Source organism: Streptomyces sp. NPDC055966, assembly GCF_042269865.1.
Lineage (GTDB): Bacteria > Actinomycetota > Actinomycetes > Streptomycetales > Streptomycetaceae > Streptomyces.
This window is the reverse complement of sequence record NZ_JBHJYK010000004.1, coordinates 501311-515640: the sequence shown is the minus strand read 5'-3', so window position 1 is coordinate 515640 and position 14330 is coordinate 501311. Positions and strand designations below refer to the sequence as shown.

Sequence of the window (14330 nt, the reverse complement as noted above, 5' to 3'; positions counted from 1 at the left end):
CCCCGGGGACCTTGACACTGTCTTGATGGGGCCTGGCCCGATAGGGTGAGGCCAGGTGTGCCGGGAAGTCTGGTCGGCCGGGGGCCGGAGCGGCTTCCGCAATCCCCTTTCGCATCCCCGGGGGACGGCATGCGCAGCGTCGGTACGGTTCTCGCCCTCGTGGTCCTCGCCACGCTGGTCGCCACGTTCGCGCGCCGCTGGCGGATCCCCGCGCCCTCACTGCTGGTGGTCGCCGGTCTCGCCGTGGCCCTGCTGCCGGGCACCCCGCAGATCGCGATCAGCCCCCAGATCATCGGCCTCGTCGTGCTGCCCCCGCTGCTGTACGCGAGCGCCGAGGACATGCCCTGGCGGGAACTGCGCGCGGTGTGGAAGCCGGTCGGGATCCTCGCCATAGGGCTGGTCCTCGCCTCGGCGGCGGCCGTCGGCGCGGTCGCCGTGTACGTGACGCCCCTGTCCTGGCAGATGGCGTTCGTGCTGGGCGCGGTGCTGGCCAGCACCGACCCGGTGGCCGTCACCGCGCTGGGCCGCCGGCTCGCGCTGCCGCCGCGGGTGCAGGTCCTGGTGCAGGCGGAGAGCCTGTTCAACGACGCGACCTCGCTGGTGCTGGTCCGGGTGGCGGCGGGCATCGCCGTCGCCTCGGCCGCCGCCCACTGGGACTCGGCGGGCGGCGAGTTCTTCCTGCTCGCGGGCGGCGGCACGGTGATCGGCGCGGCGGTCGCCGGCGTGATCACCCTGATCCGGCGGCGCACCGAGGACCCGGTCCTGGAGACGGTGATCGCGCTGGTCACCCCCTACGCCGCCTACCTCCTGGCCGAGGTCGCGCACACCTCCGGCGTGACGTCGTGCGTGGTCGCCGGGGTGGTCCTCGGCGGCCGGGGCGACCGCCTCACCAACGCCCGCATCCGCCTCCAGCTGCACGCCGTCTACGGCACGGTCGTGTTCCTGCTGGAGAGCGTGGTGTTCAGCCTGATAGGGCTGGCCCTGCCCGCCCAGGTGCGGGCCCTGGCCCACGGCGACCGGGCCTGGCCGCTGTACGCCCTCGCGGTCGCCGCCACCCTGATCGCCGTACGGCTGCTGTGGCTCGCGCCGCTGTCGGCGGTCGTGCAGCGCAAGGGCGGGATCAGCCGCATGAACTGGCGGATCCCGGTGGTGCTGACGTGGGCCGGCACCCGGGGCGTGATGCCGCTGGCCGCCGCGCTGTCCATCCCGGTGGCCATGAAGGACGGCACACCGCTCGACGGCCGCCCGCTGGTGCTGGTCCTGACCACGTCGGTCGTGGTCGTGACCCTGGTCGTCCAGGGCTTCACCCTCGCCCCGGTCGTGCGCGCCTCCGGCATCGCCCTGGAGCCCGCCCACACCGCCCGCGAGGAGGCCCGCGCCCGCTCCCACCTGGCCCACGCCGGCCTGGCCCGCCTGGAGGAGCTGGCCGAGCTGGAGGTCGTCTCCGACGTCGTCCTGGACCGCCTGCGCCGTGGCCTCACCGCCCGCCTGGAGGACGCCCGGGACCGGCTGGCCGAGAGCAACGGGGCGGAGGGCACGGCGACCGAGTCGGCCGACCTCGTCTACCGGCAGCTGCGCCGGGACCTGATAGCGGTGGAGACGGCGGAACTGCAGCGGCTGTACGACGGCCACGCCATCAGTGACACCACCCGGCGCCGGCTGCAGCGGGCGCTGGACCTGGAGGAGGCTCGGCTGACGGACGTCTAACGGAACTCCGCCAGCCTCGGGCGCAGGCCCAGGACCGTCAGGGCCAGCACGGCCGACAGACCGCCGCCCGCCCACGGCAGCAGATCGCTCACCGCCGCCCGCCCCTCGTCCACCGACGCGTCGAAGTGGGCGCGGTTGATGCCCGTGACCTTGTCCAGCGCGACCATCCAGGCCTCGAAGTGGGCGTTGGACGTGCCCGGTTCCCAGCCCGTGCAGAACTCGGCCGCCTCGCGTTCCTCGCCGGCCGCGAGCAGCGCGCGGATGCTGCGGTCGTCGCGCTGGTAGACGGCGTAGGTCTCCACGGTCCTCTCGGCCGCGGCCCGCTCGCCGGGGAAGGTGATGTTGTCCAGCTCGCGCCGGAACTCGCCGGTGAAACGCAGGTCGTGGTGGTCGGACCGGTACGCCTGCCACGTGGTGGCCAGTTGTGCGTCGTACGTCGGCAGGGTCGCGCCCGTGAGGCCGTACAGCTGCTGGGACTTGGCGAGGAAGGCGTCCGCGTACCGGTCGCGGCGCTGCGGGTCGAGCAGGTAGCGGCTCTCGTCGGCGTTGGCGTCGTAGGCGAGGGCGCGGGCGCGGGAGAGGGCGACGACGGAGTCGAAGGCGTCGTGCCGGGCCACCCGCAGGTGGGACGACGAGGCCGACAGCAGGTGGGCGCCGAGGATCACCGCGAGCAGAGTGCAGCAGGTCGCCGCCAGCAGCCCGGGATTGAGGACACGGCGGAAGGTGCGGGCCACGTACCACTGGAGGACGCCGAGCACGGCGAGCAGCGCCGCGCCGAGCGCGAGGACGGCGGCGAACTGCGCAAAGAGGGCGGAGCGGGCGGTCGTGTACTCGGCTTCGAAGGCCGTGTCGTTCGACGACACCAAAGCGCTTGCCGCGGGCAGGAGTTGGCCGCGCAGCAGGTCGGTGGCGCGACGGTGGTCGGCGAGGGCGGCCGGTCTGCCGCCGTGGTGGCCGTCGTTCTCCAGAGCCCGGCCGATCAGCTCCTGGTACTCGGCGAAGCCGTCCGTCAGCGACTCGACCGTCTTCTCGTCGGCCCGGCTGCCCTGCGCCGCGACGGCGAGGGTGCGCAGGTCGTGCCCGATCTCGCGCCGGGCGTCGGCGTAGTGGCCGACGGCCTTCGTGTACGGCGTCGTCAGGCGCCCCTGTCCCGCGTCGCCGTTGGACAGCAGGATGTTGGCGGCCTGGGCGTCCATGTCGTTCAGGGCCAGGTCGAGGTCGGCGGCGCTGGTGGTGCGGGGCGCGTCGCGGTCGGCCACGGCGCCCCATGTCCCCGTCAGGGCCAGGCCCGCCACCAGCAGAAGTCCGGCGAGGGCGGCCGCGAGCAGGACCGTGGCCACGCGCAGAAGGCGCAGCCGTGCCGGCACGGTGGCCCAGTAGCGGCGGCGCAGAGCGGCCCGCGCGGCCTCGGCCTGTCGCCGCAGGCGCAGCCCCGGACCCGGTCCGGCCGTCCGCGAACCCCCTCGCTGGCCCGGTCCGGGGCTGCCCCCGCGCGGGGCGACCGCCGCTCTCCGTGGCGGAGTGTTCTCCCCGGCCTCCTCTTCGGTGCCAGGACTCTGCGCTGATCCGGCCGTGAGAGTCACGGTCCCTCCAACGTCACGCCACGGACGGTGTCGCCCGTCCCCCGTTGACGATCAGTCTGCGACCGGATCCGGCCACCCTTGGCCGGCGTTGACGGTTCCCTGATGCATCCTCAGGTCGGTTTGACGGCCCTTTGACGGCGTCGGCGGCGAAGCCGTATGAGTGCCGCAAATTCCCCGCTGAGCAGGGCGGACCGGGCGGCGGGCGCGGTTAGATTCGCTGCCTCTGTCACCCCCCTCCAGAAGGCACGAAGGTGTCCATGCTTCCCGCCGCCCCCGAGCAGACCCCGTCGGCACACCCCGAGCGCGCAGGCCGGGCGAGACCGGCGCGCGGGGCGCGGCGCCGGGCGCCGAGCGGGCTGTTCGAACCCGCCCAGCTCGTCCGCTCCCTGCCCGAGGCCCTGCACAAGCTGCATCCCCGGGTCCTGGTGAAGAACCCGGTGCTCTTCGTCGTCTCCGTCGGCGCGGCCCTGACCACGCTGTCGGCGCTGCTGCACCCGGACGTCTTCACCTGGGTCATCAGCCTCTGGCTGTGGCTGACGGTCGTCTTCGCCAACCTCGCCGAGGCCGTCGCCGAGGGCCGCGGCAAGGCGCAGGCCCAGGCGCTGCGCCGGGCCCGCACGGACACGGTGGCGCTGCGGCTGGAGCACTGGAGCTACGGCACGAACCTCGCCACCGCCCGCACGGAGGCCGTCGCCGCCACCGACCTCAAGCCCCTGGACGTCGTACTCGTGGAGGCGGGCGAGCTGATCCCGGCCGACGGCGACGTCATCGACGGGGTCGCGGCCGTGGACGAATCGGCGGTGACCGGGGAGTCCGCGCCGGTGATCCGGGAGGCCGGCGGCGACCGCAGCGGGGTCACCGGCGGTACGACGGTGCTGTCCGACCGGCTCCTGGTACGGGTCAGCGCCCGGCCCGGGCACAGCTTCCTGGACCGGATGATCGCCCTGGTGGAGGGCGCCGCCCGGCAGAAGACCCCGAACGAGATAGCGCTCAACATCCTGCTGGCCTCACTCACGGTCATCTTCGTGCTGGTCGTGGTCGCGCTCCAGCCGATGGGCGCGTACGCGGGCGCCGCCCAGTCCACGACCGTGCTGGTCGCCCTCCTCGTCACCCTCATCCCGACCACCATCGGCGCCCTGCTCTCGGCGATCGGCATCGCGGGCATGGACCGGCTGGTGCAGCGCAACGTGCTCGCCATGTCGGGCCGCGCCGTCGAGGCCGCCGGCGACGTGAACACCCTGCTGCTCGACAAGACCGGCACCATCACCCTCGGCAACCGCGAGGCCGCCGCCTTCGTCCCGATGCCCGGTGTCCGCGAAGCGCACCTCGCGGAGGCGGCCCAGCTGTCGTCGCTCGCCGACGAGACCCCGGAGGGCCGCTCCGTCGTCGTCCTCGCCAAGAACCGGCACGGCCTGCGCACGCCGGAGCAGGGTGCGCTGGCGAACGCCCACTGGGTCGCCTTCAGCGCGCAGACCCGGATGAGCGGGGTCGACCTGCGCTGGCCGAACGGCGCGGTGTGCGCCGTCCGCAAGGGCGCCGCCGGGCAGGTCATCGAGTGGGTGCGCCGGTACGGCGGCCACGTGCCGCCCGAGGCCCAGCGGTACTCCGACGCGGTGGCCGCCGGCGGCGGCACGCCCCTGCTGGTGGCCGTGCACGACTGGGACGGGCCGCGCGTGCTCGGCCTGATCCACCTCAAGGACGTCGTCAAGGACGGCATCCGCGAGCGCTTCGCCGAGCTGCGCCGCATGGGCATCCGCACGGTGATGATCACCGGCGACAACCCGCTGACCGCCCGCGCCATCGCCCAGGAGGCGGGCGTGGACGACTACCTGGCCGAGGCCACCCCCGAGGACAAGCTCGCGCTGATCAGGCGTGAGCAGGAGGGCGGCAAGCTCGTCGCGATGACCGGCGACGGCACCAACGACGCGCCCGCGCTCGCCCAGGCGGACGTCGGCGTGGCCATGAACACCGGCACGTCGGCCGCCAAGGAGGCCGGCAACATGGTCGACCTCGACTCCAACCCGACCAAGCTCATCGAGATCGTCGAGATCGGCAAGCAACTCCTCATCACCCGCGGCGCGCTGACGACCTTCTCCATCACGAACGACGTCGCCAAGTACTTCGCCATCATCCCGGCGATGTTCGCGGGCACGTACCCGGGCCTGAGCTCCCTGAACGTGATGGGCCTGCACAGCCCGACCTCCGCGATCACCTCCGCGATCATCTTCAACGCGCTGATCATCGTCGCCCTGATCCCGCTGGCCCTGCGCGGCGTGCGCTACACCCCCGCCTCCGCCCACGACCTGCTGCGCCGCAACCTGCTCGTCTACGGCCTCGGCGGACTCGTCCTGCCCTTCGTCGGCATCAAGGTCATCGACCTGGCCGTCTCCCAGGTGCCCGGCCTCGGCTGACCCGCGCCCGCCCGCCCGGCTGACCCCGTCAAGGACACGTATGCGCACGTCAGGGCCCCGTCAGGGAAGGCGTTTCCGGCTTGCCCGGCCCGAGCGGCGCGGCTTCCATGGAGGGCGTGAACAGCGCCTGGCCCCTTTCCGACCGGCCGCCGAGTCCCTCCCCCAGCCTTCGGCCGGGGGTGCCCCCATCTCGCTTCGCTCGGCCGCCGCGTCGTACGCCGCGCTGAACGGAAGCGCCCGCGCCGCGCCGGCAGCGCGTCCCGCCGACGCCCGCCGTGCCGACGCCGCGTCCGCCGACGCCGCTTTCCGTGACCCGAGGGGCGCCGTGACCGGCTCCGGCGCCCCTCGCTCCTCCCTCTCCCTCTCCTCCCTCATCTCCTCCTTCTCCTCCATCCGGACAGGATCATGACCCAGTCATCCCTTTCATCCCGAACCGTCCTGATCACGGGCGCCACTTCCGGCATCGGCCACGAGACGGCACGACAGCTCGCCGAGCGCGGCGCCACCGTGCTGCTGCACGGCCGTACGGCGGCCGAGGCGCGCGCGGCGGCGGACCGGCTGGTCGCCACGGCAGGCATCGCACCGGCCCAACTGTGTTCGTACGGCGCCGACTTCGCCCACCTGGAAGAGGTCGAGGCCCTCGCCCGCGCGGTCGTCGCCGAGCACCCGCACCTGGACGTCCTCGTCAACAACGCGGGCATGGCGGCTCCCGAGCGGCACACCGTCACCGCCGACGGCAACGAGATCGCCTTCCAGGTCAACTTCCTCGCCCACTACCTGCTCACGTGCCTGCTGGAGCCGGCGCTGACCAGCGACCCCGGCGGCCGGGTGGTGAACGTGTCCTCCTCGCTGCACCGCACGGCCTCCATCAGCTGGGCCGACCCGAACCGCGCCCGCCGCTACTCGCGCCTCGCCGCCTACGCCCAGTCGCAGCTCGCCCTCACGGTCTTCGCCGCCGACCCGCGCGTCACCGCCGTCTCCGTCCACCCGGGCGTCTGCGACACCGCGCTGCTCCCGCTCTACGCCCACGAGGGCACCACCCCCGCCGAGGGTGCCGCGCACGTGGTCCGGCTCTGCGACCCGGCCGTCGAGATCGTCAACGGCGCCTACTACGACCGCGCCGAACGCGTCGACCCGGCCCCGGCGGCCGGCGAGGACCGCACGGTACGGCGCCTGAACAAGCTGGCGGACCTGCTGGTCGGCCGGACCGTCTGAAGTGCGCACCGCAGAGAACTCCCGCGAGGCGTCGACGCTCAGGAGGGCCCGATGATCGAGATCCCGCCGCCGGACGCACGGGCGCTGGCGCGCTGGTTCCCCACCGGTGCCCCCGGTCCCGCCACGATCGGCGAGCACGCGCTGGCCACCGGCGTCGGCCGGTGGTGGGCCGACCGGCCCGTGCAGCCGCGCGCGGTCGCCGTCTCCTGCGCCGGGCACGTCGTCCTGCGCGGCAGCCCGCAGCGGCTGTCGCCGGAACTGCTCGCCCCGCTGGCCGGCAGCCGGATCGAGGCCCCGGACCGGTTCCTGCCCGTCCTCGGTGCCGCCTTCGACCGGCTCACCCCGTGGGAGCGCATGGTCTGGACGCTCCAGGCACGGCCCCAGCCCGCGACCGTCCCGCACGCCGTGACCGTGCGGCGCCTGGAGCCGGCCGACACCGGCGCCCTGGACGCCCTCGGCCCGGACGCCTCCTGGCTCTCGGCCAGCTGGGGCGGGCCGCTCGGCCTCGCCGCCTCGGGGCACGCCTGGGCCGCGGTGACCCGCGCCGGCCGGATCCTCGCCGTGGCCTGCACCTACTTCCGCGGCACCGGCCACGAGGACGTGGCCGTGTACACCGTCCCCGACCGCCGCCGCCTGCACCTCGGCCTGGCCTGCGTCACCGCCCTGTGCGCGGACGTCGTCGCCCGGGGCCACACCCCCGCCTGGACCTGCTCCCTGCACAACCGCGCCAGCCGCCTGCTGGCGTGGCACGCCGGGTTCCGGTTGGTCCGCGAGTACGTCCACCACGCCGTGGGCAGCCCGGTACGGCCCGCCCGGCCGAGCGCCCTGGCAGGCGGCGCGTAAGGATTCCGTCAGGATCGGGCCGTACCCCGTCAGGGGAGCGTCAGCAGCGGTCGCCGGACCGCGCGGCCGTGCCTAGCGTCGGCACCATGCGACGCAGCACAGCGGCCGGGACCGCCCGCGACCGTCACTGGCGTGGCAGTGCCCGGCTCGCGGCGAGCTGTGCCCTCCTCTTCGGCACGCTCGCCTTCCTGGTCGACTGGGACGCCGGCAGCCTGACCGGGCCGCGCGCCCTGCTCTGGGCCGCCCTCGCGACAGCGGTGGGCGTGGTGCTGCTGCCGCAGCGGGTGAGCGCGGGCCCCGGCTGGCTCGCGGTGCGCACCCCCTGGCGCCGGCGCGTCGTCCGCACCGACGCGCTCACGGCCGTACGGCAGTACGACGGCGTCTCCTCCCACCTGGTCCTGCGGGACGTCCACGGCCACCGGCTGGAACTGGACCCCCGGATCCTCGCGGCCAACCCGCTGCTCTGGCACGAACTCGACACCGGGGTGCGCCGCTCCCTGGAGCGCGGCACGCTGCGCCAGGGCGCCGACGTGCTGGACCGGCTCGGCCACCGCATCGACGGCGAGGCGGCCGAGGGCGTACTGCGCGCTTCGGGCCTGTCCTGACCCTCCCGGCGCGGCCCCCGTAGGCTTTCCTCGTAGCACCCCGCAGGAACGTCGTGGAGCCGTGAGAGAGGTCCCGTTGAGCTTCTGGTCGATCTATCAGCACGGCTTCGCACGTGTCGCCGCCTGCACCGGCCACACCGTCATCGCCGACCCGCCCGCCAACGCCGCCTCCGTCCTGCGCCACGCGCGCCGGTGCGACGAGGAGGGCGTCGCGGTCGCCGTGTTCCCCGAGATGTGCCTGTCCGGGTACGCGATCGAGGACCTGCTGCTCCAGGACGCCCTGCTGGACGAGGTCGAGTCGGCGCTCGCCACCGTCGTCGCCGGGTCGGCCGAGCTGCTGCCGGTGCTGGTGGTCGGCGCCCCGCTGCGCCACCGCGGCCGGGTCTACAACTGCGCGGTGCTGGTCCACCGGGGCCGGATCCTCGGCGTCGTACCGAAGTCGTACCCGCCGAACTACCGCGAGTTCTACGAGCGCCGCCAGATCGCCGCGGGCGACGACGAGCGCGGCGGAACGATCCGCCTGGCCGGTGCCGACCTCCCCTTCGGCGTGGACCTGCTCTTCGCGGCGGACGACGTGCCCGGACTGGTCCTGCACACCGAGATCTGCGAGGACATGTGGGTCCCGGTGCCGCCGAGCGCGGAGGCGGCGCTGGCGGGCGCGACCGTCCTGCTCAACCTCTCCGGCAGCCCGATCACCGTCGGCCGCGCCGAGGACCGCAAGCTGCTGTGCCGCTCGGCCTCCGAGCGCTGCCACGCCGCCTACGTGTACGCGGCCGCCGGTCTCGGCGAGTCCACCACCGACCTGTCCTGGGACGGCCAGACCCTGATCTACGAGAACGGGGTGCTGCTGGCCGAGACCGAGCGCTTCCCGGCCGGAGAGCAGTACGCCGTCGCCGACGTCGACCTCGACCTGCTGCGCCAGGAGCGCCAGCGGACGGGCACCTTCGACGACAACCGCCGCACCCACGCCGCCCGCACCGCCGACTTCCGCACGGTGTCCTTCGAGCTCGCCCCGCCCACCACCACCGACCTGGGCCTGCGCCGCCGCCTGGAGCGCTTCCCGTTCGTGCCCGCCGACGCCGAGCGGCTCGCCCTGGACTGCTACGAGGCCTACAACATCCAGGTCGCCGGGCTCCAGCAGCGCCTCGCCTCGATCGGCGGCCCCAAGGTCGTCATCGGCGTCTCCGGCGGCCTGGACTCCACGCACGCGCTGATCGTCGCCGCGCGCGCGATGGACCGCGCCGGCCGCCCGCGCAGCGACATCCTGGCCTTCACCCTGCCCGGCTTCGCCACCAGCGACCACACCAAGGACAACGCCCACAAGCTGATGCGCGCCCTCGGCGTCACGGCGTCCGAGCTGGACATCACGCCGACGGCGCGGCTGATGCTGAAGGAGATGGGCCACCCCTTCGCCGCCGGCGAGCCGGTCTACGACGTCACCTTCGAGAACGTCCAGGCGGGCCTGCGCACCGACTACCTGTTCCGGCTGGCCAACCAGCGCGACGGCATCGTCCTCGGCACCGGCGACCTCTCCGAGCTGGCGCTCGGCTGGTGCACGTACGGCGTCGGCGACCAGATGAGCCACTACAACGTCAACTCCGGCGTGCCGAAGACGCTGATCCAGCACCTGATCCGCTGGGTCGTCAGCAGCGGCCAGTTCGACGACGAGACCGGCAAGATCCTCACCGCGATCCTCGACACGGAGATCAGCCCCGAACTCGTACCCGGCGAGGAGATGCAGTCCACCGAGTCGAAGATCGGCCCGTACGCGCTGCACGACTTCACCCTCTGGCACGTGCTGCGCTACGGCTTCCGCCCCTCGAAGATCGCCTTCCTGGCCTGGCACGCCTGGCACGACCAGGAGGCCGGCGCCTGGCCCCCCGGCTTCCCCGAGGCCGAGCGCCGCGCCTACGACCTCCCCGAGATCCGCCGCTGGCTGGAGGTCTTCGTCCGCCGCTTCTTCGGCTTCTCCCAGTTCAAACGCTCCGCCATGCCGAACGGCCCGAAGGTCTCGGCCGGCGGCGCCCTCTCCCCACGCGGCGACTGGCGCGCCCCCTCGGACGGCAACGCCCAGGCGTGGCTGCGGGACCTGGAGCGCTTCGATCTGACCGGGGCGTAGGCGCGTCGCGCGCGTCGGCGGGCGTTCAGTTGTTCCACGTCTCGTCGTACGGATCGTGCGGCACCGGCACCGGCTGTGCCGAGCTGACCTTCAGGAACGGGATCGGCCCGTTGTTGACGGGGTCGCGGCCCAGCCGGGGGCTGTACGCACCGGTCACCTCCAGCCACGCGTCCGGCCGCAGCACCGGCGGCAGTTGACCGGTCAGCCCGACCTTGACCGGCTGGGCGTCCGCGGCACAGCAGTTGAGGGCCATCCGCACCAGATACGGCTGCCCCGAACCGTCCAGCGCGAGGAACCCGGTGACCTGGACCGTCCGTCCGCTCAGGGAACGGCCGTTGCCGTAGGCCGCGCGGGAGGCGTAGTCGACCACGGACAACCGCGCCGGCCCGCTGCCGCCGGGCAGCGGCCCGACGCCGTACGGCTTCTGCAGCGCCGTCCCCGAGCGCAGCGCGCTGTACGAGCCGAGGGCGGGCGGCGCGACGAGGATGAGCGCGAGGAGAGGCAGCAACAGAAGCCAGGAGACCCGGGGTTCGGGGTGAGCATGCCCCTCGTGAGCATCACCCTCGTGGGCCTGGCCCTCGTTTGTCCGCTGCCGCAGGCGATGCCGCCCGCGCTCGTACCAGACGGTCGCCAGCGCCCCCACGATCAGTACCGCGCCCGACGCCAGCAGCAGCGGCTGCAGGCCCGCCTTGACGTAGCGCAGATACAGACCGGTGCTGCCCGCGTGCAGCAGCGCGGCGCCGAGCAGGAACATGACGGCGGCCTGGGACTGGCGGTTCACAGCAGCACCGTCCCGACCACCACGGCACCCGCGACGGCCATCGCGAAGGTGGCGGGGGCGAAGCGCAGGGCGAAGCCGCGGCCGAAGGTGCCGGCCTGCATCGCGAACAGCTTGAGGTCGATCATCGGGCCCACCACCAGGAACACCAGCTTGGCCGTCAGGGAGAACTGGGTCAGGGAGGCCGCGACGAACGCGTCCGCCTCCGAGCAGATGGACAGCAGTACGGCGAGGACGGCGAGGGCGAGGATCGCGACCAGCGGGTTCGCGGCGGCCGTGCGCAGCCACTGTGCGGGGGCCACCGCCTTCAGGGTCGCGGCGGCCATCGCGCCGAGCACCAGGAAACCGCCGGCGTGCACGGTGTCGTGCCGGACCGAGTTCCAGAACGCCTCCCACCTGGTCGCGCCCTCGTGCGCGCCGTGGGCCGGCGGGCGCAGCCAGTCGGTGCGGCCCAGCCGCTGCCACAGCCAGCCCATCACGCACGCCACCAGCAGGCTCGCGGCGAACCGGCCGAGGACCATCTCCGGGTCGCGGGGAAAGGCCACGGCGGTGGCGGTCAGCACGATCGGGTTGATGGCCGGGGCGGAGAGGAGGAAGGCGAGGGCGGCGGCCGGGGTGACGCCCCGGCGCACCAGCGCGCCCGCCACCGGCACCGACGCGCACTCGCAGCCCGGCAGGATCGCGCCCGCGACCCCGGCCACCGGGACGGCGAGGGCGGGACGGCTCGGCAGGGCGCGCGCGAAGAAGGACGGCGGGACGAACGCCGCGAGCGCCGCCGAGAGCAGCACGCCGAGCACCAGGAAGGGCAGCGCCTGCATGGTCACCGCGACGAACACCGTCATCCAGCTCTGCATCAGCGGGGTGCCGAGAAGTCCGCGGATCGGGGACTGGGCGAGCACGGCGAGGAGCAGGGTCAGGACCAGCACCAGCGGAGAGCTGAGCCGACGGCCCTCCTGATCCGACGACGCGTCAGCGGGGCGTGCCTGCGCACCGGGTGGGGCGTCTTCGGTGATGGCCACGCGGTTACCTCCGGCTGGTGTGCTCCCTCCCCCTCGGTACGCGCATGCTTGCGCAGGTGTTCACACCGTTGCTGGAACCACTCTTCTTCTTGGGGCACTCTTTTCCCTCGTGGTGAGCGTTCCGAATCAGGGAGGCCAGGGTGCCGCGCGCGGCGGGCCGAGGGCCCCGCGTGCGCACATGGTGGTGTGCGGTGACGACGGGCTCGCGCACCGGCTGGCCGCCGAGTTGCGCGGGGTCTACGGCGAGCAGGTCACCCTGGTCGTACCGCCGGACGAGCGCACCGCCCGCCCGCCGGTGGTCGGCCGGGCCCGGGCGGCGTCGGCGGCGCTGTTCGACCGCGTGGTCAGCGCGACGGTGGGCCGGGCGGGTGCCGTCGCCGGGGCCACGACGCCGCCCGCCGCGAGCGGCTCCGGCGGTGCGGACGGGCAGGACGGACCCCGGGTGCTGGAGGCCGTCGGCCTCGGCGAGGCCGTGCTCGCCGAGGCCGGGGTGGAGCGGGCCGCCGCGCTCGCCCTCGTCTTCGACGACGACGAGACCAACATCCGCGCCGCCCTGACCGCCCGTCGTCTCAACCCGCGGCTGCGCCTCGTCCTGCGGCTCTACAACCGCCGGCTGGGCCAGCACATCGAGGAACTCCTCGACCAGGCCGCCGCGTTGGCGACCGGTGACGGCGAGGGCGCCGCGGACGCCTCCACGACCGTGCTGTCGGACGCCGACACCGCCGCGCCCGCGCTCGCCGCGACCGCGGTGACGGGCACCAGCAAGGTCGTCCAGACCGAGGGCCTGCTGCTGCGGGCCGTGGAACGCCCGCTGTCCGCGGACGGGCGGCCCGCCGGCTCCGGCCTGTACACGCTGGCCCTGCTGTCGGCGGGCGACCGGGCCGGCGGGGAGGGCCCGGACGGCAACGGGGAGCAGGAGACGCGGCTGCTGCCCGACGACGAGGAGGTCGCCCGGGCCGGCGGGCGCACGGCGCTGGTGCTGGAGCAGGCGTCGGCGGCGGGCGGCCCGGACGCGGACACGGCCGGCCGCCGGGCGGGCGGACGCGGGATGGCCGGCCGCGGGGTGGGGGGCGTGCCGCCGCTCGCCTCGCTGTTCTCACGCCGGCTGCGCTGGTCGCTGGCGGGCATGGTGGCCTGCGTCGTCGCGCTCGCCGTCGCGCTGTGGCTGGTCAGCGGGATCCAGCCGCTGCGCGCCTTCTACTACACCCTCCTCGATCTGCTCGCGATCGACGACCCCGCCAAGGAGGCGCCCCTCGGCCGGCAGCTCCTCCAACTCCTGTCCGCGCTGGTCGGGTTGCTGCTGCTGCCGGTGCTGCTGGCGGCCGTGCTGGAGGCGCTGGGCACCTTCCGCACCGCCTCCGCCCTGCGCAAGCCGCCGCGCGGCCTCGGCGGGCACGTGGTGCTGCTCGGGCTGGGGAAGATCGGCACCCGGGTCATGACCCGGCTGCGCGAACTGAACGTCCCCGTCGTGTGCGTGGAGTCCGACCCGGAGGCCCGCGGCCTCGCGACCGCGCGCCGCCTGCGGGTGCCGGTGGTCCTCGGCGACGTCACCCAGGAAGGCGTCCTGGAGGCCGCCAAGATCCACCGCGCGTACGCCCTCCTCGCCGTGACCAGCGCCGACACCACCAACCTGGAGGCGGTGCTGTACGCGCGCACCGTACGGCCCGATCTGCGGGTGGTGCTCCGGCTCTACGACGACGACTTCGCCACCGCGGTCTACCGCACCCTGCGGGCCGCGTACCCGCACGCGCTGACCCGGAGCCGCAGCGTCACGCACCTGGCCGCGCCCGCGTTCGCCGGGGCGATGCTCGGCCGGCAGGTGGTGGGCGCGATCCCCGTGGGCCGCAGGGTCCTGCTCTTCGCCTCCGTGGACGTGGCCGGCCATCCCCAGCTGGAGGGCCGCACCGTACGCGAGGCCTTCCAGGCGGGCTCCTGGCGGGCCCTGGCCCTGGAGGGCCGCACCGACACGGCCCCGGACCATGTGCTGGAGAAGGGGGACCGTGTCGTCGTCGCCGCCACCCGCAGAGGCCTCGCGGAACTGCGCTGACCC

Annotated in this window: 10 protein-coding genes; 7 read left to right on the top strand and 3 right to left on the bottom strand. The window is 74.2% G+C overall.

Annotation, left to right across the window (positions count from 1 at the left end; all coding sequences use genetic code 11):
• The first annotated feature begins 129 nt into the window (after positions 1 to 129).
• Positions 130 to 1707, top strand: a complete 1578-nt coding sequence (locus tag ACFC8N_RS12100; RefSeq protein ID WP_356029746.1) for a Na+/H+ antiporter — start codon at positions 130 to 132, stop codon at positions 1705 to 1707.
• On the opposite strand, the gene ACFC8N_RS12095 is transcribed toward ACFC8N_RS12100, so the two are convergent.
• Positions 1704 to 3290, bottom strand: a complete 1587-nt coding sequence (locus ACFC8N_RS12095) for a hypothetical protein (RefSeq protein ID WP_376288023.1) — start codon at positions 3288 to 3290, stop codon at positions 1704 to 1706. The two genes, ACFC8N_RS12100 and ACFC8N_RS12095, sit on opposite strands and share 4 nt — an antisense overlap.
• A 257-nt stretch (positions 3291 to 3547) precedes the next feature.
• Between ACFC8N_RS12095 and kdpB the strand changes: the two genes are divergently transcribed.
• The 5 genes from kdpB (at position 3548) to ACFC8N_RS12070 (ending at position 10483) form a co-directional block, all read left to right on the top strand.
• Positions 3548 to 5701: a potassium-transporting ATPase subunit KdpB gene (kdpB, locus tag ACFC8N_RS12090; RefSeq protein ID WP_376288044.1), complete on the top strand. Its 2154-nt coding sequence runs from the start codon at positions 3548 to 3550 to the stop codon at positions 5699 to 5701.
• 405 nt (positions 5702 to 6106) lie between these two features.
• Positions 6107 to 6916, top strand: a complete 810-nt coding sequence (locus tag ACFC8N_RS12085) for an SDR family NAD(P)-dependent oxidoreductase (protein WP_376288022.1) — start codon at positions 6107 to 6109, stop codon at positions 6914 to 6916.
• 51 nt (positions 6917 to 6967) lie between these two features.
• Positions 6968 to 7759 (top strand): GNAT family N-acetyltransferase, encoded by a 792-nt coding sequence (locus tag ACFC8N_RS12080; RefSeq protein WP_376288021.1) that lies wholly within the window; start codon positions 6968 to 6970, stop codon positions 7757 to 7759.
• Positions 7760 to 7845: 86 nt separating this feature from the next.
• The gene (locus tag ACFC8N_RS12075) at positions 7846 to 8364 is read left to right on the top strand and encodes a hypothetical protein (RefSeq protein ID WP_376288020.1); all 519 of its coding nucleotides are present in this window, start codon (positions 7846 to 7848) and stop codon (positions 8362 to 8364) included.
• Positions 8365 to 8440: 76 nt separating this feature from the next.
• Positions 8441 to 10483: an NAD(+) synthase gene (locus ACFC8N_RS12070; protein WP_362822390.1), complete on the top strand. Its 2043-nt coding sequence runs from the start codon at positions 8441 to 8443 to the stop codon at positions 10481 to 10483.
• 25 nt (positions 10484 to 10508) lie between these two features.
• Here the strand turns inward: ACFC8N_RS12070 and ACFC8N_RS12065 are convergent, their stop codons facing one another.
• Together ACFC8N_RS12065 and ACFC8N_RS12060 are read right to left on the bottom strand one after the other, a co-directional pair.
• Positions 10509 to 11264, bottom strand: a complete 756-nt coding sequence (locus ACFC8N_RS12065) for a TIGR03943 family putative permease subunit (protein ID WP_376288019.1) — start codon at positions 11262 to 11264, stop codon at positions 10509 to 10511.
• Positions 11261 to 12280: a permease gene (locus ACFC8N_RS12060; protein WP_376288018.1), complete on the bottom strand. Its 1020-nt coding sequence runs from the start codon at positions 12278 to 12280 to the stop codon at positions 11261 to 11263. The genes ACFC8N_RS12065 and ACFC8N_RS12060 overlap by 4 nt, the downstream gene beginning before the upstream one ends.
• Positions 12281 to 12458: 178 nt before the next feature.
• Here ACFC8N_RS12060 and ACFC8N_RS12055 point away from each other — a divergent pair, with 178 nt between their 5' ends.
• Positions 12459 to 14327, top strand: a complete 1869-nt coding sequence (locus ACFC8N_RS12055; RefSeq protein WP_356029867.1) for an NAD-binding protein — start codon at positions 12459 to 12461, stop codon at positions 14325 to 14327.
• The last annotated feature ends 3 nt before the right edge of the window (positions 14328 to 14330 follow it).

What these genes read in the sequence shown, in the direction of transcription:
- ACFC8N_RS12100 (WP_356029746.1), top strand. Translation starts at nt 130, where the DNA reads ATGCGCAGCGTCGGTACGGTTCTCGCCCTCGTGGTCCTCGCCACGCTG.
- kdpB (WP_376288044.1), top strand. Translation starts at nt 3,548, where the DNA reads ATGCTTCCCGCCGCCCCCGAGCAGACCCCGTCGGCACACCCCGAGCGC.
- ACFC8N_RS12085 (WP_376288022.1), top strand. Translation starts at nt 6,107, where the DNA reads ATGACCCAGTCATCCCTTTCATCCCGAACCGTCCTGATCACGGGCGCC.
- ACFC8N_RS12080 (WP_376288021.1), top strand. Translation starts at nt 6,968, where the DNA reads ATGATCGAGATCCCGCCGCCGGACGCACGGGCGCTGGCGCGCTGGTTC.
- ACFC8N_RS12075 (WP_376288020.1), top strand. Translation starts at nt 7,846, where the DNA reads ATGCGACGCAGCACAGCGGCCGGGACCGCCCGCGACCGTCACTGGCGT.
- ACFC8N_RS12055 (WP_356029867.1), top strand. Translation starts at nt 12,459, where the DNA reads ATGGTGGTGTGCGGTGACGACGGGCTCGCGCACCGGCTGGCCGCCGAG.